This is a genomic window from Lacrimispora sp. YZC11, assembly GCF_057543815.1.
On the sequence record NZ_BAAJYQ010000002.1, the window covers coordinates 270,854 to 293,137 of the forward strand.

Genomic DNA, 22,284 nt, shown 5'->3' on the forward strand with positions numbered 1-22,284 from the left:
AAGACATGAAATATCTGGAATATCCGCTATTTGCGGAAGGGTTTGTAAACCGTTTTTTAGTCACAGGAGTGTACACCCAGATCCAGCAGTTTACGAAAACTACCTTAAGCGGACGGGTAAACGAATGGTTAAAGAAAGGGTTTGCCATTCACGAAAATCCCTGCAGGAAGGAATTTGCGGCAAAAAGAAAAGAAGAACTGCCGCCCTGTCCTGATTTTTGCGGAATCAAGCATGGTGATGAAATCACCGTATTTGACCAGACAAGCCCTGTGAAGATGTATTTTCCATTTGGCAACACCGGGGTGGATGCTTCCGGATTTTATTACCAGCCTACTTATCTGCGGTTGTATGGTTATGTGGAGCTTTGTGCAGAAAAAGAGGAAACCGTGGATTTTGAACTGGAGACATGCGGAGGGCTCACTTTGTGGGTCAATGACCGACTGGTTACAGATTTTACTCCGTTTACGCGGAACCTGGTGAAGAAGACTGTGGTGTCCGTACCGCTTTTGCAGGGGCATAATAAGGTGATTGTCTGCCTGGATGATCTGGCTGAGAGGGATACGGATTATTACTTCCGCATAAAACGGCTGGGAGATGCAACCTTAAAGCTTATGCTTCCTGTCGGCGAAGAGACAGAGGAAACAGTGCTTGCCGGAATGGAACGTATGCTGAATGGAATGAGCTTTGACAAGGAAGCTTATATCAGCGAGCCCTTAAAAATGAATCTGAACAATCCCTTTGATATCCCTTTGGAGCTTGATGTCATCATAGCTCCAGGTGAATTTGTTGAAAAGATGCAGGAAGCCTGGAAAATGATAAAAACAAAGCATTACACCATGGAACCAGAACAAAAGGGCCTTTACTTATTCGAGACGGATGAGATGCCGCCGGGATATTATTATTTTACGGTCTCCCTGGACTATAAGGGAATTTCCTTGAAGAGAAAGATCGGAAACCAGCTGGTTAGGAAGGAATTTCTCACATATCACGAGTCTGATGTAATGGTCAGGAAACGCCATGCCTTAGAAACCATAATCCGGTTTGCTCCGGAAAACACTTATAAGGCGGCAGCACTGTTCCAGGCCGGAAGGGAATACCAGAGGGCGGAACGCATTCTTCTGGAAGAACTGGAAGGAGTCAGAAACAGGAAAGACTGCTCGGATTTTCATTTTATCATCATGCTTTATATTTACGGCACTTATTATGACGGGATATCTGAAACCTTAAAAGCTGCCCTGGAAGATGCTATGGTAAATTACCGGTACTGGATCGATGAGCCGGGAGATGACGTGATGTGGTTTTTCAGTGAAAACCATGCCCTACTGTTCCATTGCTGTCAGTATCTGGCCGGTTCCTATCTGCCGGACTACGTCTTCACAAACAGCGGCAGGACCGGAGCAGAAGCAAAGGAAAGAGGAGAAGAACTGCTTCATCAGTGGTTTGATGAATTCTTCCGGGAGTTCATAACGGAATGGAACTCCAATGCCTACATACCTGTGGATGTATTGGGAATCGGCACTCTTTATAACCTGACGGACCGGGAAAGCTCCCTTCATAAAAAGGCAAAGAAAGCTCTTGATATGATTTTCCGTTCCATTGCCTTAAATGCCCATAAGGGTGCTGTTATGACCAGCTTTGGACGGACCTATGAGAAAGAAATGAAGGGAAATTATAATGCCGGAACCACTTCTCTTTTGTATATTGCATACAATGCCGGTTATTTAAACAGGGCCTGTATAGGTTACATCTCGTTGGTTCTGGGGGATTATGAAGCTCCAAAAGAGTATAAGGATTATGCGGTAATGGAAAAAGGCCAGGAAATGATATTTGAAAATACCCAGGGATTTGAAGGCCATGTGAACCTTTATCTGTATAAGGACAGTTACGGGCTTTTATCCACTGCTGTAGGGTTTAAGCCTTTCCAAAAGGGGTATCAGGAACATATCATGCAGGCAGTGATCGACGAAGTAGCCCAGGCTTTTATCAATCACCCGGGAGAATCCTTTCCTTATGGAAGCGGAAGGCCTAATTTCTGGGCAGGCAATGGGGTGCTTCCTCTGGGAGTGCAGTATGGAGACACGGGGATTTTAAGATACCATATCCACGAGGAAGAAAGAATTGATTATACCCATGCCTATATCCCTATCAGCGCATTTTCCCGCTATAAGGGGGAAGGCGGCGTGCTTGTGCTGGAAAAAGACGGGGCATATCTGGCTGTAAAAGCTTTCAATGGCCTGAACATACAGGAAGAGGGCCCGAACCGGTTCCGTGAGTTCATCAGCAGGGGCAGGGATAATGTATGGGTGATGAGAGTGGGCAGCATGGAGGAGTACGGAAGTCTTGACGGAGTTTTTGAGGCCTTCCAGAAAATAGAGATTGCTATGGAGGGTAAAGAAACCAGAGTAGTCGATGACAGAGGAGATTGTTATCTGGTAGATGAAGAATCTCTTTTAAGGGTAAATGGAAAAGCGGTATATGATTATCCCCTGGGAGTGGAAGGAAAAATAACATTAAGGGAGAAGAAAAGACGTGATTGACAAACAGGCGGTTGATGAAAAATTGAATCTTGTATCCGGAAGGATGATGGTACTTAAGAACAATGGGATGAAAGAGAAATATCCCATCAGCCTCATTGACATCAATTGCTGGGAGTGGCCACAGGGTGTAGGGCTTTTCGGACTTTATAAATATTATGAAGTCAGTGGAAGGGAAGAGATACTGGATTTCCTGGTAGACTGGTATGATAAGAGGTTGGAAGAAGGAATCCTGGAACGGAATGTGAATACCACATCTCCCATGCTGACCCTTACTTATCTTTATGAGAAAACAGGGAATCACAAGTACCTGGCTTTCATTCAGGACTGGGCGGACTGGATCATGAAGGATAAAATGCTGATCAGGACAGGTGACGGTTGTTTTCAGCATATGATCACAGGTGATCCCAACGAGGATGAAATTTTAATAGATACCCTTTTTATGACGGTGCTGTTTTTAGCGCGGGCAGGTAAATTGCTAAAACGCCGGGATTACATGGAAGAGGCCGGCTATCAGATATTAAGCCATATCAAATATCTTCTGAATAAGAAGGAGGGGCTCTTTTATCATGGCTTTAATTTTAAGCGAAGAGATAACTACGGAGGCATTTTATGGGGAAGAGGGAACTGTTGGTATACCATTGTCATTATGGAGCTCATTGGCGAGATAGAGCTTGATGGAGGGTTAAAACGCTATTTCCTCAATGTATATGAGAATCAGGTCAAGGCACTGAAAAGGTATGCAGATCCGGAAAAGGGATTGTGGCATACGGTCATTAACGATGCTTCCTCCTATATCGAATTATCCGCAAGCGCCGCCTTTCTTTACGGTATCATGAAGGGCGTCCGGCTGGGGATATTAAACAGGGAAGAATTTGGAGAACTGATTGAAAAAGCCATGGAAAGCCTTATGGATTATATTGAAGAGGATGGGACAGTATCAAACGTATCCTATGGCACCCCTATTGGAATGGATGAAGACTTTTATAAAACAATTCCACGCTGTCCCATGACTTATGGTCAGGCTCTTATGATCCTGGTGCTTCAGGAGGCGCTGCAGCCGTATTGGAGCTAGCAGTTCCACTCGCCTGACGGCTCACCGAACGGCCATTTTTCTAAGTCCGGCCGGGCTGCGCCAGACTTCACTAAGAATAACATGCCATAGAAAGGATTGGTTGCGAAAATGAAAGAAAGGGTATTCTTTGAAGAATTTGAATCATTGTACTATTTTCATGGAAGTTCCGAAAACTGGGCCATGAAGGGCTTCCATTTTCACAACCAGTATGAAATCATCCTGTTCCTTACGGACGGGGCATTGATGGAAATCGGAAACCGTGCTTATCACGTAAAAGCCGGGGATTTGTTTTTTATTAACAATAAGGAATATCACAGGACCAGCGGGGCGGAAGGAAAGGCCCACAACCGTTATGTCCTTATGTTTGAGCCGGAACTTCTTGTGCATATGGGAGCAGCATTTCACTACGATTTTTCCATGTTTTTTGAGAACCGGCCGGAACAGTTTATCCACAGGCTCCACCTTTCCGGGGAAAAGCTTGAGAAGGTAGAAAAATCGTTTGGGAAAATTGAAAGGAATATAAATTCCGACCATAAAAACAGTGCCGAGTCCACGGTCCGTCTTAAAATTGCTATTCTGGAAGCCATAACCGCCATTAATGAAATGTACCGGTTTTTTATGGAAGAAGAGAAAAACAAAAGCATCAGGGGCTGGGGAGAGGAGAAACAGAAGCAGGAGTTTAAGGACCCTATTTTATATAGGGAAAGGGTTGAACAGCTGAAAAAGTACATTGCAACTCATGTGGAGGAGAGGCTGGATCTTGATGAAATCTCCCGGGAATTTTATATAAGCCGTTATTATCTGAGCCATTATTTTAAAAAGGAAACAGGCTTTACACTCATGCAGTATGTGTCGAATCAGAAGATCATCGCAGCAAAAGCCCTGTTAAAGGAAGGAAATTCGGTGACGGATGTGGCCTTGAAGCTTTCCTACAACAGTGACAGCCATTTTATTGAGGTTTTTAAAAAGCTGACCGGGATTACGCCGAAAAAATATGCGCAGTCCAGAAAAAGCAACCATGAATGATTTCCTGTTCTTAATACGCAGCTTTTATACAGGTTCAGCCGATGGAATGGGAATATCAATTATATGCCCGAAAACCGGGCGAAAAAATGAAAAGGAGAGGTTATTTATGAAGAAAGCGGTATCATTGGTATTAGCAGGGGTATTGGCGCTTGGTGCACTCACCGGCTGTTCCGGAGGGGGAAAAAAGGCGGACAGTGAAGTGAAAACTCTGGATGTAGTATGGTTCAGTGACGGAAAGGAGGGGGAATCCTTCCTGAAGCTGGCAGATCAGTATATGTCGGAGCATCCCGACATCAAAATTGAACTGATCGAGGTTCCCTATGCGGATTTGGAGAGTAAAATTAAAAATATGCTCAACGGCAAAGAGGCTCCGGCACTGGCCAGGCTTACTAATTTAGGTCCGTTCCAGAATCAGCTGGTGGATTTAGGACAGTATGTTTCGGATAAGAACGCCTTTGTAAACAGCTTTGGCGAAGGGCTGAAATTTGTTTTTGATGATAAGGTTCTGGCTGCTCCCATGGATGTGACATCCAATGGTTTGATCTACAACAAGACGGCTTTTGAGAAGGCCGGTGTGTTAGTTCCCCAGTCAGAGGAAGAGGTATGGACGTGGGAAGAATGGAAGGACGCCATGAAAACAGTTATGGAGAAAAGTGACTGCAAATACGGCCTTGTATATGACAAATCCCCCCAGCGATTCAGCACACTTCTTTACGAGGCAGGGGGAAGCCTGTTAAATAAGGATTTAAATGCTTCCAATTTCAATACACCAGAAACCAGAAGCGCGGTGAGCTTCTTTAAGGAACTTCATGACGAAGAAATCATTCCGTCATCGGTATGGCTTGGTTCTGAAAATCCAAATAATTTATTCCGGACCGGTCAGGTTGCCATGCATTTTGCCGGCAGCTGGATGATTTCAAACTACAAAGACCAGATCACTGATTTTGAATGGGGTGTAACTTATCTTCCAAAGGAAGTAAGACGCTCCTCCGTGCCGGGAGGAAAGTATCTGGCTGCATTCCAGAACACGGGAGTAGAAAAAGAGGCTGCCCAGTTCATTGAATGGATTTCAAAGGCAGAGAATAATGCCAGGTATTGCAAGGAAAACAGCTACCTATCCCAGGTAAAAGGAAATGAAAGTCTGGATTATGAATATGGAAAAGAATTTTTTGAAATTTTTTCAAAGGAACTGGCTGCTACGGATTCCCAGCCAGGAGCGGAATGGGGGTATCAGGCATTTACCGGAGCTGTCCAGAGTGATTTGAGGGATAAGCTTATCGAGGTGCTGGCAGGAAAACTGACTGTAGACCAGTATGCAGAAGAAATGGATGGGCTGATCACTGATACACTGAAGGAACTGAATTAATTCATCATTTATAAAACCCGGAGCAGGAATGTCATCAGGAATTTAAGCTCCGGGTTTATATTATGAAATGTTTTATTTTTAAAAAAACCTTGACAGAAAAATACAATATGTATATAATAATTAGGCGTGCATTAACGCGTCAAGTTTTTGTGCGTAAATTAAGCTGAAGATAACAGCAACCAACAGACAATATCACAGGAGGTGAATGGAATGCCAACATTTAACCAGTTAGTAAGAAAGGGTAGACAGACAAGCGCAAAGAAATCTCAGGCACCAGCTCTGCAGAAGGGTTACAACTCTTTACAGAAAAAGGCAACTGATATTTCTGCTCCACAGAAGAGGGGCGTCTGCACGGCAGTTAAGACTGCTACACCTAAAAAACCTAACTCAGCACTTAGAAAGATCGCCAGAGTACGTCTTTCTAATGGTATCGAAGTAACAAGTTACATCCCAGGCGAAGGTCATAACCTTCAGGAGCATAGCGTTGTTTTAATCCGTGGCGGTAGAGTAAAAGACTTACCAGGTACAAGATACCATATCGTCAGAGGTACACTGGATACTGCAGGTGTAGCTAACAGAAGACAGGCTCGCTCCAAGTATGGTGCAAAGAGACCGAAAGATAAAAAATAATTAGAACCACACATTTGAATTTCTAGTGCCGGACTTTAGATATTGAACCTGTAGGTTGCAGGGTTATATATATAGAAACCGAGCGCGAACGCAACTTGAATGTTTGTGAGTACCTAGGATCTAATGAATAGCCGATTGGTCAGTATAGGCTGAACGGCCATATTAAGGAGGGAAGTAACGTGCCACGTAAAGGACATACTCAAAAAAGAGACGTATTAGTAGATCCGCTTTATAATAATAAAGTTGTTACAAAGCTGATCAACAACATCATGTATGATGGTAAAAAGGGTGTTGCTCAGAAGATCGTATACGGCGCATTTACCCGTGTGGAAGAAAAGACTGGCAAACCAGCCGTTGAAGTATTCGAAGAGGCGATGAACAACATTATGCCTGTACTTGAGGTAAAGGCAAAACGTATCGGCGGAGCTACCTATCAGGTGCCGATCGAAGTAAGACCGGAGAGAAGACAAACATTAGCCTTAAGATGGATTACTCTGTACTCTCGTAAGAGAGGCGAAAAGACTCAGGAAGAAAGACTTGCTAATGAGCTGATGGATGCTGCCAACAACACAGGTGCTGCTGTAAAGAAGAAAGAAGATATGCACAAGATGGCTGAGGCAAACAAGGCATTCTCTCATTATAGATTCTAAGAGGAGGAAAAAGCTTTGGCTGGAAGAGAATATCCATTAGAGAGAACCAGAAATATTGGTATTATGGCCCACATCGATGCAGGTAAAACTACATTGACCGAGCGTATCCTCTATTATACTGGTGTAAACTACAAAATTGGTGATACTCATGAAGGTACTGCCACCATGGACTGGATGGAGCAGGAACAGGAAAGAGGTATCACAATTACTTCAGCTGCTACAACCTGCCACTGGACCATGCATGAAAATTGCCAGGTGAAGCCAGGCGCTCCTGAGTATCGTATCAACATCATTGATACTCCAGGACACGTTGACTTTACAGTAGAGGTTGAACGTTCCTTACGTGTACTTGATGGCGCCGTAGGCGTATTCTGTGCAAAGGGCGGTGTTGAACCACAGTCCGAGAACGTATGGCGTCAGGCTGATACCTATAACGTACCCCGTATGGCATTCATTAATAAGATGGATATCATGGGTGCAAATTTCTACGGCGCTGTTGAACAGATCAAAACCCGTCTGGGCAAGAATGCAATCTGCATTCAGCTGCCTATCGGTGCAGAAGATGAATTCAAGGGAATCGTAGATCTGTTTGAAATGAAGGCTTATATCTTCAACGGTGACAAGGGCGATGACGTTTCTATCATTGATATCCCAGCGGATATGCAGGATGATGCAGAACTTTATCGCGGTGAATTAGTTGAGAAAATCTGCGAGTTAGATGATGACTTAATGATGATGTACCTGGAAGGGGAAGAACCTTCCGTAGAAGAATTAAAGAAAGCATTAAGAGCTGCAACCTGCAATTGTACGGCCATTCCTGTATGCTGCGGAAGCGCATACAGAAACAAGGGTGTTCAGAAGCTCCTTGATGCAGTTCTTGAATTTATGCCGGCTCCTACTGACATTCCTTCTATTAAGGGTGTTGACATGGACGGCAATGAAATCGAGCGTCATTCTTCTGATGAAGAGCCATTTTCAGCTCTGGCATTTAAGATTATGACAGACCCGTTTGTTGGAAAGCTGGCATTCTTCCGCGTATATTCCGGTGTTATGAATTCCGGTTCCTACGTGCTGAATGCGACCAAGGGCAAGAAAGAGCGTGTTGGACGTATCCTTCAGATGCATGCCAACAAGAGATCCGAGCTGGACAAAGTATATTCCGGTGATATCGCTGCTGCCGTTGGTTTTAAAGTAACAACAACAGGTGATACGATCTGTGACGAGCAGCATCCGGTTATTCTGGAATCCATGGAATTCCCAGAGCCGGTTATCGATATTGCTATCGAGCCAAAGACCAAAGCTGGTCAGGGCAAGATGGGCGAAGCTTTAGCAAAGCTTGCAGAAGAAGATCCTACCTTCCGCGCAAAGACCAACCAGGAAACTGGCCAGGTTATCATTTCCGGTATGGGAGAGCTTCATCTGGAGATCATCGTAGACCGTCTTCTTCGTGAATTCAACGTAGAAGCCAATGTAGGTGCTCCTCAGGTTGCTTATAAGGAGACATTTACAAAATCAGTTGAAGTTGACAGCAAGTATGCAAAGCAGTCTGGTGGACGTGGTCAGTACGGACACTGTAAGGTTCGTTTTCAGCCGATGGATCCTAACGGCGAAGAGACCTTTAAGTTCGAGTCTTCTGTTGTCGGTGGTGCGATTCCCAAGGAATACATTCCGGCAGTTGGCCAAGGTATCGAGGAAGCTACTAAGTCCGGTATTCTGGGTGGATTCCCGGTACTGGGTGTTAGGGCGAACGTATACGACGGTTCCTACCATGAGGTAGACTCCAGTGAAATGGCATTCCACATCGCCGGTTCCATGGCGTTTAAGGATGCTATGAACAAGGGCGGCGCCATCCTTCTTGAGCCGATCATGAAGGTAGAAGTAACTATGCCAGAGGATTATATGGGCGATGTTATCGGTGATATCAACTCCCGTCGCGGCCGTATCGAAGGTATGGAAGACATCGGCGGCGGAAAGATGGTAAAAGCATATGTTCCGTTGGCAGAGATGTTCGGTTATTCCACAGACTTACGTTCCAGAACACAGGGACGCGGTAACTACTCCATGTTCTTTGAGAAATATGAGCAGGTACCGAAGAGCGTACAGGAAAAAGTTCTTGCAGATAAAAAGGGCAAATAATTCCTAACTGGTTCCACTGGGTTCCAGGCGGCAATGACTGTCTGGAATCCATCAAATAGGCTTGAAAATAGTGCACAAATAGCATATAATAAAAAACAGCCTAACATAAAAATTAAAGCTCAAATAGAGCATAAATTAAGGAGGACGTTATAAAATGGCTAAAGCTAAGTTTGAAAGAAACAAAACCCATTGTAACATCGGTACCATTGGTCACGTAGACCACGGTAAAACTACTTTAACAGCTGCTATCACAAAGACTCTTCATGAAAGATTAGGTACTGGACAGGCAGTAGCTTTCGAGAATATCGATAAGGCTCCAGAAGAGAGAGAGCGTGGTATCACAATTTCTACTTCTCACGTTGAGTACGAGACAGAGAAGAGACACTATGCACACGTTGACTGCCCAGGACATGCTGACTACGTTAAGAACATGATCACTGGTGCTGCTCAGATGGACGGCGCTATCTTAGTTGTAGCTGCTACCGATGGTGTTATGGCTCAGACAAGAGAGCACATCCTGCTTTCCCGCCAGGTAGGCGTTCCTTACATCGTTGTATTCATGAACAAGTGCGATATGGTTGACGATGAAGAATTACTTGAATTAGTAGACATGGAAATCCGTGAGCTGTTAAACGAGTATGAATTCCCAGGCGATGATACACCAATCATCCAGGGTTCTGCTTTAAAGGCTCTTGAAGATCCTACCAGCTCTTGGGGCGACAAGGTGCTTGAATTAATGAAGGCAGTAGATGAGTGGATTCCAGATCCTGTACGTGAAACAGATAAGCCATTCTTAATGCCAATCGAGGACGTTTTCTCCATCACAGGCCGTGGTACCGTTGCTACTGGTAGAGTAGAGCGTGGTACCTTACACGTATCTGATGAAGTTGAAATCATTGGTATCCATGAAGAGACACGTAAGGTTGTTGTAACCGGTATTGAAATGTTCCGTAAGCTGCTTGATGAAGCTAGGGCTGGTGATAACATCGGAGCATTACTTCGTGGTGTTCAGAGAACTGAAATCGAAAGAGGACAGTGTCTGGTTAAGCCAGGTTCTGTAAAGTGCCACAAGAAGTTTACCGCTCAGGTTTACGTTTTAACAAAAGATGAAGGTGGACGTCATACTCCTTTCTTCAACAACTACAGACCTCAGTTCTATTTCAGAACAACTGATGTTACCGGCGTTTGCGATTTACCAGCTGGCACAGAGATGTGTATGCCTGGCGATAACGTAGAAATGTCTGTAGAGCTGATTCATCCGATAGCTATGGAGCAGGGTCTTCGTTTCGCTATCCGTGAAGGCGGCCGTACAGTAGGTTCAGGCAGAGTTGCTACTATCGTTGAATAATTAAAATTGAGAGTCAAACCCTTTGTTCACAAAGAGCTTTGGCTCTTTTTTTGCGCTAAAATGGCACTAATTGCCAGTTAAAGCTTGGAATCATGCGAATATTTTAACGCAGAATGTACAAATTCACTCAAATTTTGTTGTATTTATTACTAAAATTCTGCATGTAAAAATGTTACTTATGTACAAATCGTATTATATTTGCATCAAAAAGGACATAAGTCCTTTAGATAGTAAAAAGTAATTGCTATAATGTGAATATTTCAGGGGTATCAGAGATATAAGTCCTTTTATGATGGATAAGACTTGAAATGAAAGAGGTAGGATGCATGAATAAAATTTTAGACATTGTTACATCAAAGAACCTGACTTATGAGCAGAAAGTCGTAGCCTTGGCCCATGCGGCGGAAAATAGTCTGGAGGTGCTTTCTATACCGGAAATAACCCGTCATTACATGGACACCGGTGCGATTTGCGATCTGGATGAGGGGCACGCGCCTTACCGTCCCAGATATGTGATGCCGGACTACGAAAAAGCAGTAAAAAACGGCTGTGAATTTTTACAGATGGAGGCGCCTAAGGACCTGGACGAAGTATTGCAGTTTCTGACGATTCTCTACCGCCATGTTCCCTCTATCACCAGCTATCCCGTTTATCTTGGCGATATTGATAAACTGATTGAGCCGTTTCTTGAAGGGGTGACGGATGAGGAAGCGGAAAAAAAACTGAAGCTTTTCCTTGTTTATTTGGACCGGACCATAACCGATGGCTTCTGCCATGCCAATTTGGGGCCGGAAGAGACGAGAGCGGGCCGCCTGATTTTAAAGCTTGAAAAAGAACTTCAAAATGCAGTTCCCAATTTGACGCTGAAATATGACAGGGACATTACGCCGGATTCTTATGCAGAGCTTGCCCTTTATACCTCCCTGTACTGTGCAAACCCGGCTATCTGCAATCACAAGATGCACAAGGACACTTACGGCGATTACGGAATATCAAGCTGCTATAATATCCTTCCCATTGGAGGCGGTTCCTACACATTGGCGAGAATCGTCCTTCCTAAGCTGGCGGCGGAAGCAAAGAGCAGGGAACAGTTTTTAACAGAGTTATTGCCTGATTGTCTTACCCGCATGGGAGACTACATGAATGAAAGAATCCGATTCCTTGTAGAAGAATCCAATTTCTTTGAAACCTCTTTCCTCTCTAGAGAAGGCTTTATTTCCAGGGAAAAATTTCTTGCCATGTTCGGAGTCGTAGGGCTGGCGGAATGCACCAACATGCTGATGGAAGATCCGGAGAAAACATATGGTCACAATGAAGAAGCCGATGATCTGGCAGAGCAGATCATGCAGGTGATTGCAGATTATGCAGGTACTGCAAAAGCCTTATATTCAGAGGTTTTTGATAATCATTTTGCGCTTCACGCCCAGGTCGGCATCGATTCGGACCACGGCATTACCTCTGGCGTGCGGATCCCGGTAGGGATGGAGCCGGAGCTCATGTTTGACCATCTTCGTCACAGTGCCAGGTTCCACAAGTTTTTCCCAACTGGCTGCGCGGATATTTTCTCCTTTGATCCCACAGGAAGAAACAATCCGGCTGCCATGCTGGATATCGTAAAGGGAGCTTTTTCACTGGGAGACAAATATATAAGCTTCTATGCCTCTGACAGCGATCTGGTCCGGATAACGGGCTATCTGGTCAAGCGGAGCGAGATGGAAAAATATTATGAAGGCGAAGCCGTACTCCAGAATACGGTACATCTGGGCGGTGACAATTACCGCAATGCCCATCTTGAGAACCGGAAGGTAAGGGGGCTGCAGTGAGAGCCGCGATCAACAAAATGATCCCCTTAAGTGTAGTAGACGGGCCGGGCTGCCGGACTTCGGTGTTTGTCCAGGGCTGCAATATCGCCTGCGCTTACTGCCATAACCCGGAGACGCAGAGGTTATGCAATGGCTGCGGCATTTGCGTAAGCCAGTGCCCTGCAGGCGCTTTGTCCCTTTCAGGGAAACATGTAATATGGGATGAAGCGGTCTGTACTCAGTGTGATAATTGCATCCAGGTCTGTCCCAATCATTCATCTCCAAAGGTGCGGTGGATGGAGGCTATGGACGTCTGGGAACAGATTTCAAAAAACACACCTTTTATTCAGGGGATCACGGTATCAGGCGGCGAATGCGGCCTGTATCCGGAATTTTTAACAGATTTGTTTACGCTTGCAGGGAAAGCCGGGTTATCCTGTTTTCTGGACAGCAATGGCTGCGTGGATTTCACAAAGCATCCGGGGCTCATGGCGGTAACGGATAAAGTCATGCTGGATGTAAAAGCGTGGGACTCCCATGTATTTTACCGGCTGACAGGCGGAGATAATAGTATTGTTAAAAAGAATTTAAAATATTTGGCCCAGGCAGGAAAATTATATGAGGTAAGGCTTGTATGTCTGGATAAAGAATCTTCTTCCGGTCTTGCAGAAGACAAAGATGTGGATATGGAGGAGGTCATCAGAGGAGTTGCCGCCGAAGTGACCCCTTATCTGGAGGAATTTAAGTTAAAGCTTATTACATTCCGCAATTATGGGGTGAGAGGCAAAATGGAAAAAAGAAAAAGCCCTACACAGGACCAAATGGAGAAATTAAAGGAACTGGCGGTTCAATGTGGGTTTAAAGATATACAAATTGTATAGAATGAAAAATGGAGGATTCAGGTTATGATGAGAAAAGGTATTGTATTTGGTTTAACAGCGGCTATGGTGCTGTCACTTACGGCTTGCGGAGGCGGAAAAACAGAGACTACAAAAGCCCAGGAGGAAACTACCGGAGGAAAGAGCAGCTTTTCCGTTGCAATGATTACGGATACAGGCGGAATCAATGACCAGTCCTTTAACCAGTCAGCATGGGAAGGTCTTACCGAGTTAAAAAACAAGACCGGTGCAGAGGTTAACTACATCGAATCAAAGCAGGCATCGGATTTCGTAACGAATTTAGAAAGGCTGGGAGACAGCGGTGCCAATCTGCTATGGGGCGTAGGCTACGCCTGTGCTGACGCAGTGCTGGAGGCAGCCGGAAGCAATCCGGATATCCAGTATGCGATCATTGACAATGCTTATCAGGATACCCCTTCCAATGTGACTGGAGTTATGTTCCGTGCCCAGGAACCATCCTTCCTGGTTGGATATGTGGCAGGACGGACTACACAGACCGGAAAGGTAGGTTTTGTCGGCGGAATTTCCTCAGGCTTAATCGACCAGTTCCAGTTCGGCTATGAAGCCGGCGTAAAGTATGCGGCAAAAGAACTCGGGAAAGATATTGATATTTCCGTACAGTATGCAGAAAGCTTTAGTGATGCGGCCAAGGGAAAGGCCATTGCTGCAAGAATGTATTCAGATGGATGTGACGTTATCTACCACGCAGCAGGCGGCACAGGAACCGGTGTTATCGAGGCTGCCAAGGAGGCGGACAAGTGGGTAATCGGAGTAGACCGTGATCAGGCGTATCTGGCACCGGAAAACGTGTTGACATCTGCACTCAAATTAGTTGGAAAAGCAGTACAGGAAGTATCTGAAAAAGCAATGAACGGCCAGGAAATCGGCGGTCAGACCCTGACCTTCGGCTTACAGGAAGACTGTGTGGGAATTCCTGAGGAGCATAGCAACATGCCGGAAGGTGTTTATGAGGATACCTTAAAGGTGAAGGATAAAATTAAGAACGGAGAACTGACACCGCCGACCACAAAAGAGGAATATGAAGCGTTTATCGCTAAATAGAAGAGAAAAAATTTTACACCGCAGGATATCGAAAGAGCCTGCGGTGTAAAAACGAAAGGAGAAAGTTGTCATGGTCACGGTAAGCAGCGATTATGCGGTCCAGATGCACGGAATCACAAAACGGTTCGGGGCATTTTACGCTTTGAAGGATATGAGTCTGGATGTTAAGAAGGGCAGCATTCATTCTCTTCTGGGTGAAAACGGTGCGGGGAAGTCGACGCTGATGAATGTACTGTACGGATTATATCAGGCCGATGAGGGAGAAATCTTTATCAATGGGAATAAAGTGGACATAAAAAATCCTAATGTGGCCATAGCAAACGGCATCGGCATGGTTCATCAGCATTTTATGCTGGTAGAAGATTTCACGGTCACACAGAATATTATTTTAGGAAATGAAACGACATCCCGCGCAGGTATTGTAGATATGAAGAAGGCCAGGAAACAGATCCTGGAAATCGTTGAAAAATACGGCCTGGAAGTAGATCCGGATGCCAGAATCTGCGATATTTCTGTGGGAATGCAGCAGAGGGTGGAAATATTAAAGGCGTTGTACCGGGGAGCGGAATTATTAATTCTTGATGAGCCTACCGCCGTCTTGACTCCTCAGGAAATTGAAGATCTTCTGTCCATCATGCACAATCTGGTAGATGACGGAAAGGCCATTATCATCATCACTCATAAATTGAAGGAAATCAAGGCATCTTCCGATACCTGTACCATCATCCGCCGCGGCGAATATATTGATACGGTCCCGGTAGAGAAGGTTTCCGGACAAGAGCTGGCTGCGCTGATGGTGGGCCATGAAGTAAAGCTGGTGGTGGATAAGACCCCGGCAAAGCCAGGAGAAACGGTATTGGAAATAAAAGATCTTGTTGTGAAAAATGAGAGAAAGCTTGAAGCAGTAAAGGGGCTTAACTTAACGGTCCGAAAAGGAGAAATCGTGGGGATCGCCGGTATTGACGGAAATGGGCAGAAGGAGCTGGTGGAAGCGATCAGCAGCCTGGTTCCTGCGGAGAAGGGAAGCATTACGGTCTGCGGGAAACCGATCCTCAACACAAACCCAAGGACGGTCATAGACAGCGGAGTCAGCATCATTCCTGAGGACCGGCAGAAAAGGGGCCTAGTCCTTGACTTCACTGTAAATGAGAACGCGGTATTGGAACGGTGCCGCAAAGAGCCATTTTCCAGAAAAGGGATCTTAAACAGAAAGAAAATGGAAGAGTTTACCCAAACCCTCATCGAGGCGTATGATGTCCGGCCGGATGACTGCGGTTCCAGACGGGTGGGGGAGCTTTCAGGTGGAAATCAGCAGAAGGTTATTATCGGACGTGAAGTCGCCATGAATCCGGATATACTGATTGCGGTACAGCCGACCAGAGGACTTGACGTAGGGGCCATTGAAACCGTGCATAAGACTCTGATCCGTGAAAGGGATAAAGGAAAAGCGGTGCTTTTGATCTCTTTTGAATTGGACGAGGTCATGAATGTTTCCGATACCATAGCGGTGATTTACGACGGAAAAATTCAAGATACGTTTCAACAGGGAACAGTAGATGAAAATACGATCGGTCTGTTAATGGCAGGAGGAAATAATCATGGATAAAGCTGTAAAGATTTTAAAAAAACCATTAACAATGACTCTGATCGCTGTTTTCTTTGGATTTATCGTAGCGGGGATCATACTCGCGGCGGCGGGATATCCGCCGGTTCATTCACTAGCCGTCTTGTTTGACGGAGTCTTTTCCAGTCCGAAACACATTTCCAATGTAATCATCAAGAGTACGCCTATCATTCTCACGGGAATCGGCGTTGCATTTGCGTTTAAGACCGGACTTTTCAACATCGGAGCCGAAGGCCAGTTTATTATGGGGTGTGTGGCATCTACCGTAGTCGGCATTCTGTTTGATTTTCCTCCGGTGATCCAGATTCCTCTCGTTGTCCTTGCAGGCGTGGCAGCCGGGGCAGTGTATGGCGGGATTGCAGGTTTCTTAAAGGCGAGGTTCGGAATCCATGAGGTTCTTACCAGCATTATGCTGAACTGGATTGCGCTTTATTTCTCCAATTATATATGTACCTTAAACCGGTTCCATAAGCCGGATACCATTGGAACGTACCCGATCAACCGTTCCGGCTATACGATGATTCTGGGAAATTACAAGACCACGGAGGCGGGAAAGGCGGCCCTTGCACAGAACGAATTTCTTCGCAGCACCATTCTGAAAACAGATGTAAACGTGGGAATTATTATTGCAGTCATTCTGGCTGTGTTTATATGGTTCCTTCTATATAAAACGGCTAAGGGATTTGAACTCAGAGCGGTAGGATTCAATAAGAGCGCAGCGGAATTTTCTGGAATTTATGTAAACAGAAACATCCTGCATTCCATGCTTATTTCCGGGGCTATCTGCGGGCTGGCTGCATCTCTTTACATTACCGGAAATTCTCCTCATGGGATTGCCACATTGGCAGCCTTTGAAAACACGGGCTTTAACGGATTATCAGTCTGTCTGATTGCTGCCAGTTCACCAATCGGTTGTATTTTTGCAGGGCTGCTGTTTGGCGGTCTGATATATGGCGGCCAGTCGTTGCAGTACGAGGTGGGGGCTCCGTCAGAAATTATCAACATCGTTATCGGTGTCATCGTATTTTTTGTGGCGCTGACCCGTATCATTCCGCCGCTGGTGGACCGGTTTTCGAAGGGAGGTAAGAAACATGCTTAACAGTCTGATGCTATTTGTAGGCATTACACTTATGTATTCCACTCCTTTGGTATTTGCAGCATTGGGTGGAGTGGTGTCGGAGCGGTCCGGCGTTACCAATATCGGTATTGAAGGAATGATGACCATCGGAGCGGTTACAGGTGCTACTGTGGGTTATTATTCAGGAAGTGCCTGGGTAGGATTTTTTGCAGCCGGTCTGGCTGGAGGCGTTATTGCCCTTCTCCATGCCTTTGCGTCAATTACATGCAAGGCAGACCAGACGATTTCCGGTATTGCCATCAATTTGATCGGCCCCGGTGTGGCTCTGTTTGTCTGCCGCCTGCTTTTTGACGGCGCTACCATGTCGTTGCCGGTGCCTCATAAAATCCCAAAGGTGTTTGGGAGCTTAAACTCAAAGGCGTTTCAGAATTTAAATGTTGATGTGACGGTTGTCATCGCATTAGCACTGGCCGTTTTTATCTGGTTCTTTCTTTATAAGACGAAGTGGGGGCTTCATATCCGGGCAGTCGGAGAGCATCCGGCAGCAGCGGATACCATGGGACTTAACGTATATAAAATCAGGTATATCTGTGTGCTGGTTTCCGGCATTTTAGCCGGACTGGGTGGGGCGTCCATGACTCTGGCCATCATCCCTCAGTTTACGCCCACCGCGATCAGCGGCCAGGGATTTATTGCACTGGCGGCTGTGATTTTTGGAAAATGGACTCCTCACGGGGCTTATGGCGCCTGCCTGTTATTTGGAGCAGCCCAGGCCCTTACCGTTACCCTGGGAGGGGGAAGATTTGCGGTTCCTTCGTCCATTCTGGCTATGCTTCCGTATCTCATTACTATCGTGATACTGATCCTGTTTGTGGGGAAATCCTCTGCGCCGAAAGCCAGCGGGCAGCCATACGAAAAGGATGCAAGGTAAGAGCTTAGAGATAAGATGATTCCCGGCGGATCATAAACGTGATATGAAGAAATCAAAGAGAAAGAAATGGAAGGAGCAAGATCGTGAACGATGCTATGTCTTTAATCAATGAACTTCGCAGTGAGCCGCGGGAATACTTAAATAATTATCTGGCCAATGCGCCTAAATGGCTCCTGGAAGCCTTTAAGATAGTAAACTTAAAAAAGGGCGCCACCTTTATTCACGAAAATGAAAATGTGGATACCATTTATATTTTGGTGGAAGGTGTCGTAAAGGCTACGGATTACCGGGTTCAGGAAATCGCCTACGACTATACCAGATTCTATCCGGTGGAGGTGTTTGGAGCCATGGAATTTCTCATGGGCTTTGATCTCTACCGGACCACTCTGGTGACAGAGACAGACTGCCGGTTCCTCTGCGTGTCCAAGGACCAGTTCAGCCGCTGGATGCTTTCAGATATCCATGCGGTTTTGGAGCAGGTGAAGGCTATGGGCGTCTATCTTTTAGAGCAGGTCAGGAAGGAACGTCTGTTTTTGTTTTTACAGGGAAGCGACAGGCTGTTTCTGCTCTTTATGGAGATTTACCGGAAATCATCCCACCGCGGAACCTGCCGCATACAGCTTGCAAGAAAAGATCTCTCAAACAGCACCGGTCTTTGCATAAAAACCGTAAACCGGTGTATCAGCCAGATGGAGGAGAAAGGATATATTTCTCGGGAAGGAAGGACCATTGTAATCGATGAAGAGCAATACCGGCGGATTAAGGCGGTGGTTGCAGAAAAAATTGATGAGAATGAGATATAGAGAAGGGTGGATTAAGTATGACAAATTATTCAGAAACAGAAGGAAAACAGTATCACCTCCAGGTGGGGAAAGGGGACGTGGGCAGATATGTCATTCTGCCCGGAGACCCCAAGCGTTGTGCCCTTATAGCAAAGTATTTTGACAATCCCAGGCTGATAGCGGACAGCAGGGAGTTCGTGACCTACACCGGTACGTTAGACGGCAAGTTGGTCAGCGTCACATCTACGGGGATCGGTGGGCCTTCGGCGGCAATTGCCATGGAGGAACTGGTGATGTCCGGTGCTGACACCTTCATCCGCGTCGGTACCTGCGGCGGAATGGATGTAGAGGTGAAAAGCGGAGATTTGGTCATTGCAAACGGAGCAATCCGCATGGAAGGAACCAGCCGGGAGTACGCGCCCATTGAGTTTCCGGCAGTCCCGGACTTTAAAGTGACAGGCGCGCTGGCGGCTGCGGCAAAAGCCCTGGAAAAGCCGTATCATGTGGGAGTTGTCCAGTGTAAGGATTCCTTTTATGGGCAGCATTCTCCGGAGACAAAACCGGTATCCCATGAACTCTTAGACAAATGGGAGGCATGGATGAAGCTTGGCTGCAAGGCTTCGGAGATGGAGTCGGCAGCTCTGTTTATAGTGGCAAGTGCGCTTAAGGTGAGGGCAGGTTCCGTATTCCTTGTAATAGCCAATCAGGAACGAGCCAGACTCGGCCTTGAAAATCCCATCGTACATGATACGGATGGAGCCATCTGTACAGCGGTAGAGGCCATCCGTCTGATGATACAGCAGGATGAATCATAAAAAGAGGAGGAAATCAAATGGAGTTGACACCAACTCCCCATAATGGGGCAAAAAAAGGAGAAATAGCAAAAACAGTTTTGATGCCGGGGGATCCTTTGCGGGCAAAGTATATTGCGGAAACGTATCTGGAAAATCCGGTACAGGTAACATCGGTCCGGAATATGCTTGGGTTTACCGGAACCTATAAGGGAAAGGAAATTTCCGTTATGGGAGGCGGAATGGGAATGCCGTCCATGGGAATTTATTCCTATGAGCTGTATCATTTTTATGAAGTTGACCAGATTATCCGCATTGGTTCCGCCGGTTCCCTGCAGGATAAAGTGGAGCTTATGGATGTGGTCATCGCCATGGGCGCGTGCACGGATTCCAATTATGCTTACCAATATGGACTTCCGGGAACATTTGCGCCTATTGCCGATTATGAACTTTTGGCGAAAGCGGTGGATGCGGCCGGAAGGCAGGGAAAAAAAGCGGTTGTAGGCAATGTGCTTTCCAGTGATATTTTCTATCATGCTGACAGCGGGGTTAATGACAAGTGGCGCAATATGGGAGTTCTGGCCGTTGAAATGGAAACGGCGGCTTTATACATGAATGCAGCTGCGGCCGGGAAAAAAGCTCTCTGCATGCTGACGATTTCCGATCTTGTTTATGGAGAGGAAAAACTAAGCGCAGAGGAACGGCAGCTTGGATTTGGAAAAATGATAGAAATCGCCCTGGAATTGTAGATTACAGAAAATCCCGGCTCCGGTTTTCGGGAGAGGGTGGTGGACAGGAGGCTGGAAATGAAAGAAGAAACAGTAAAAAGTGCTGGGCTGGGCGAGGCTTTAGCCGGAACAGAACTTCCTGTAAAGGAAATGATTGACCAGGCATTCGAGGCCATGGGCAGAGCGTATACCCCATATTCGGGATTTAAGGTGGGAGCGGCACTTTTATCTGCTGACGGCACTTTGTATCAGGGATGCAATATCGAAAATGCTGCATATACTCCCAGCAACTGCGCGGAACGCACGGCTTTTTTTAAGGCGGTCAGCCAGGGGGAGAAGGAATTTAAAGCTATCTGCATCGTCGGAGGTAAAGAGGGAATCCCTACAGGGCTCACGGCTCCCTGCGGAGTCTGCCGTCAGGTGATGATGGAGTTTTGCGACCCGGAAACATTCCGGATTATATTAGCGGCTGGAAGAGAAGAGTATAAGATATTTTATTTAAAGGAATTGCTGCCAATGGGATTCGGACCTAAAAATCTATAAACCACGAAAAACCCTTAGCTCTGTAAATAAACCATATTTCTAATTTGTTTTATACAGATTTTGTTTAAAAAATACAAGACACCAGATCATTGCTATATCTGGTGTCTTATTTGTTCCCTATTAAATATGAATTTCTATAACAAAGCAAAATGGGCACTCCCGAAAATGTCTTTCATTTGACATAAGCAAAAAGGATGTCCGGCGGGGTCAAACATAACTCTCCAATTATCAGAAAATTGCTCATTCGCAATTGTTGCTCCACAATGGATTGCATATTGAACTGCTTTTTCTAAATCATTAACAGCGAAGTCCAGATGTGCCATTTGCTGTTGCGCCTCGGGCTCTCCCGGCCACACAGGTGGTTTATACTCTGGATTCTGTTGAAACAATATACCAGGATACGTCCCCTGACCCGTTCCCGGAGCGCATACACATGCCCATTCTTCATCATAAAACGCTATTTCCCACTTGAGTAACTCCGCATAGAATTTTGCTAATTCATGCGCGTCTTTACAATCCAATGTAAATGAGTACATTTTGATTTTCAGTTCATCATCCATAACGCGAATACCTCCTCAAATAAATTTTGATTTTCTCTATTATACTACACAGAAGGAAAAAAGCATAGGATTGAATAATTATATAAAAGAGAATTGGGAGAATATCATGAAAGAATGCATTTTCTGTAAAATAATTAACGGGGAGCTCCCAAGCTATAAAATATTTGAGGATGAACACACACTGGCATTTCTGGATATTGGGAACGAAGCAGACGGGCACACAATCGTCATCCCTAAAACCCATTTAACTAATATTCTTGACTGTGATGAGGAAATGCTGGGACATGTCATGAATGCTGTAAAATCCATCTCAAACCACTATGCAGACCATTGCGGCTATTCCGGAGTGAACTTATTAAATGCCAGCGGGACAAGTGCGCAGCAGTCTGTACCCCATTTTCATTTTCATATAATTCCAAGAAAAGATGACGATGGTATTCATGCGTGGCCGGATCTTAAGGAGAGGGAAAAATCCCTGGAAGACATGTACCGTTTATTGAAAATACAGTAAATTGTAAATTCCAGAGTGTTAATTTGAAGCCGATGAATGGGTTAATAAATTAGTGTTTTTTGCTTACTTATACCGGTCTACCGTCCGGTTATAAAGATGTTGGGATGTGCTGCCCATGGTGGAAGGATGGTACAGTTAACAGGGGATTGTCATAAATTGTCTATTGATGGCAAGGTCTCTTTGTGGTACCATTAAATCAATCTAATAT

General features: G+C 45.5%; 20 protein-coding genes. 19 read left to right on the forward strand and 1 reads right to left on the reverse strand.

What is annotated here, in order from left to right; genetic code table 11:
* Positions 1-5 precede the first annotated feature (5 nt).
* From AC27IJ_RS01160 to AC27IJ_RS01245, 18 genes are all read left to right on the forward strand, one after another.
* Positions 6-2,537, forward strand: coding sequence for a hypothetical protein (locus AC27IJ_RS01160; RefSeq protein ID WP_487147270.1), 2,532 nt, complete (start codon positions 6-8; stop codon positions 2,535-2,537).
* Positions 2,530-3,609, forward strand: a complete 1,080-nt coding sequence (locus tag AC27IJ_RS01165; RefSeq protein WP_312504383.1) for a glycoside hydrolase family 88/105 protein — start codon at positions 2,530-2,532, stop codon at positions 3,607-3,609. The genes AC27IJ_RS01160 and AC27IJ_RS01165 overlap by 8 nt, the downstream gene beginning before the upstream one ends.
* Before the next feature lie 108 nt (positions 3,610-3,717).
* Positions 3,718-4,635 carry an AraC family transcriptional regulator gene (locus AC27IJ_RS01170; protein ID WP_487147271.1) on the forward strand — a complete coding sequence of 306 codons (918 nt, stop codon included), beginning with the start codon at positions 3,718-3,720 and terminating at the stop codon, positions 4,633-4,635.
* A gap of 106 nt (positions 4,636-4,741) precedes the next feature.
* Complete coding sequence (locus tag AC27IJ_RS01175; protein WP_312445887.1) at positions 4,742-6,001, forward strand: ABC transporter substrate-binding protein; 1,260 nt, start codon at positions 4,742-4,744, stop codon at positions 5,999-6,001.
* 210 nt (positions 6,002-6,211) lie between these two features.
* Positions 6,212-6,631, forward strand: a complete 420-nt coding sequence (rpsL, locus tag AC27IJ_RS01180; RefSeq protein ID WP_038281378.1) for a 30S ribosomal protein S12 — start codon at positions 6,212-6,214, stop codon at positions 6,629-6,631.
* A 179-nt stretch (positions 6,632-6,810) separates the two neighbouring features.
* Positions 6,811-7,281, forward strand: coding sequence for a 30S ribosomal protein S7 (gene rpsG, locus AC27IJ_RS01185; RefSeq protein ID WP_312445890.1), 471 nt, complete (start codon positions 6,811-6,813; stop codon positions 7,279-7,281).
* Positions 7,282-7,296: 15 nt separating this feature from the next.
* A complete protein-coding gene (gene fusA / locus AC27IJ_RS01190; protein WP_312445892.1) occupies positions 7,297-9,417 on the forward strand; it encodes an elongation factor G in 2,121 nt (706 codons plus the stop codon).
* Between the two features lie 154 nt (positions 9,418-9,571).
* Positions 9,572-10,765 carry an elongation factor Tu gene (gene tuf, locus AC27IJ_RS01195; protein ID WP_312445894.1) on the forward strand — a complete coding sequence of 398 codons (1,194 nt, stop codon included), beginning with the start codon at positions 9,572-9,574 and terminating at the stop codon, positions 10,763-10,765.
* Between the two features lie 326 nt (positions 10,766-11,091).
* Complete coding sequence (locus AC27IJ_RS01200) at positions 11,092-12,588, forward strand: YjjI family glycine radical enzyme (RefSeq protein WP_312504342.1); 1,497 nt, start codon at positions 11,092-11,094, stop codon at positions 12,586-12,588.
* Positions 12,585-13,448, forward strand: coding sequence for a YjjW family glycine radical enzyme activase (locus AC27IJ_RS01205; RefSeq protein WP_487147272.1), 864 nt, complete (start codon positions 12,585-12,587; stop codon positions 13,446-13,448). Before AC27IJ_RS01200 ends, AC27IJ_RS01205 begins: the two co-directional genes overlap by 4 nt.
* A 24-nt stretch (positions 13,449-13,472) precedes the next feature.
* A complete protein-coding gene (locus AC27IJ_RS01210) occupies positions 13,473-14,528 on the forward strand; it encodes a BMP family lipoprotein (RefSeq protein ID WP_331655741.1) in 1,056 nt (351 codons plus the stop codon).
* A gap of 70 nt (positions 14,529-14,598) precedes the next feature.
* Positions 14,599-16,134 carry an ABC transporter ATP-binding protein gene (locus AC27IJ_RS01215; RefSeq protein WP_312445899.1) on the forward strand — a complete coding sequence of 512 codons (1,536 nt, stop codon included), beginning with the start codon at positions 14,599-14,601 and terminating at the stop codon, positions 16,132-16,134.
* Positions 16,127-17,251 (forward strand): ABC transporter permease, encoded by a 1,125-nt coding sequence (locus AC27IJ_RS01220; RefSeq protein WP_312445900.1) that lies wholly within the window; start codon positions 16,127-16,129, stop codon positions 17,249-17,251. Before AC27IJ_RS01215 ends, AC27IJ_RS01220 begins: the two co-directional genes overlap by 8 nt.
* Entirely contained in the window at positions 17,244-18,161 is a 918-nt protein-coding gene (locus AC27IJ_RS01225) for an ABC transporter permease (RefSeq protein ID WP_313256709.1), read from the forward strand. The genes AC27IJ_RS01220 and AC27IJ_RS01225 overlap by 8 nt, the downstream gene beginning before the upstream one ends.
* Before the next feature lie 83 nt (positions 18,162-18,244).
* Positions 18,245-18,964, forward strand: coding sequence for a Crp/Fnr family transcriptional regulator (locus AC27IJ_RS01230; RefSeq protein WP_312445903.1), 720 nt, complete (start codon positions 18,245-18,247; stop codon positions 18,962-18,964).
* 17 nt (positions 18,965-18,981) lie between these two features.
* Positions 18,982-19,758: a uridine phosphorylase gene (gene udp, locus AC27IJ_RS01235; RefSeq protein WP_487147273.1), complete on the forward strand. Its 777-nt coding sequence runs from the start codon at positions 18,982-18,984 to the stop codon at positions 19,756-19,758.
* 17 nt (positions 19,759-19,775) lie between these two features.
* Entirely contained in the window at positions 19,776-20,483 is a 708-nt protein-coding gene (gene deoD, locus AC27IJ_RS01240; protein ID WP_312445906.1) for a purine-nucleoside phosphorylase, read from the forward strand.
* A 57-nt stretch (positions 20,484-20,540) separates the two neighbouring features.
* Entirely contained in the window at positions 20,541-21,005 is a 465-nt protein-coding gene (locus tag AC27IJ_RS01245) for a cytidine deaminase (protein WP_487147274.1), read from the forward strand.
* Positions 21,006-21,139: 134 nt separating this feature from the next.
* Here AC27IJ_RS01245 and AC27IJ_RS01250 read toward each other — a convergent pair whose 3' ends face one another.
* Positions 21,140-21,565 carry a VOC family protein gene (locus AC27IJ_RS01250; RefSeq protein WP_312445909.1) on the reverse strand — a complete coding sequence of 142 codons (426 nt, stop codon included), beginning with the start codon at positions 21,563-21,565 and terminating at the stop codon, positions 21,140-21,142.
* 106 nt (positions 21,566-21,671) lie between these two features.
* Here AC27IJ_RS01250 and AC27IJ_RS01255 point away from each other — a divergent pair, with 106 nt between their 5' ends.
* Positions 21,672-22,076 carry an HIT family protein gene (locus AC27IJ_RS01255; protein ID WP_312445911.1) on the forward strand — a complete coding sequence of 135 codons (405 nt, stop codon included), beginning with the start codon at positions 21,672-21,674 and terminating at the stop codon, positions 22,074-22,076.
* Positions 22,077-22,284 lie beyond the last annotated feature (208 nt).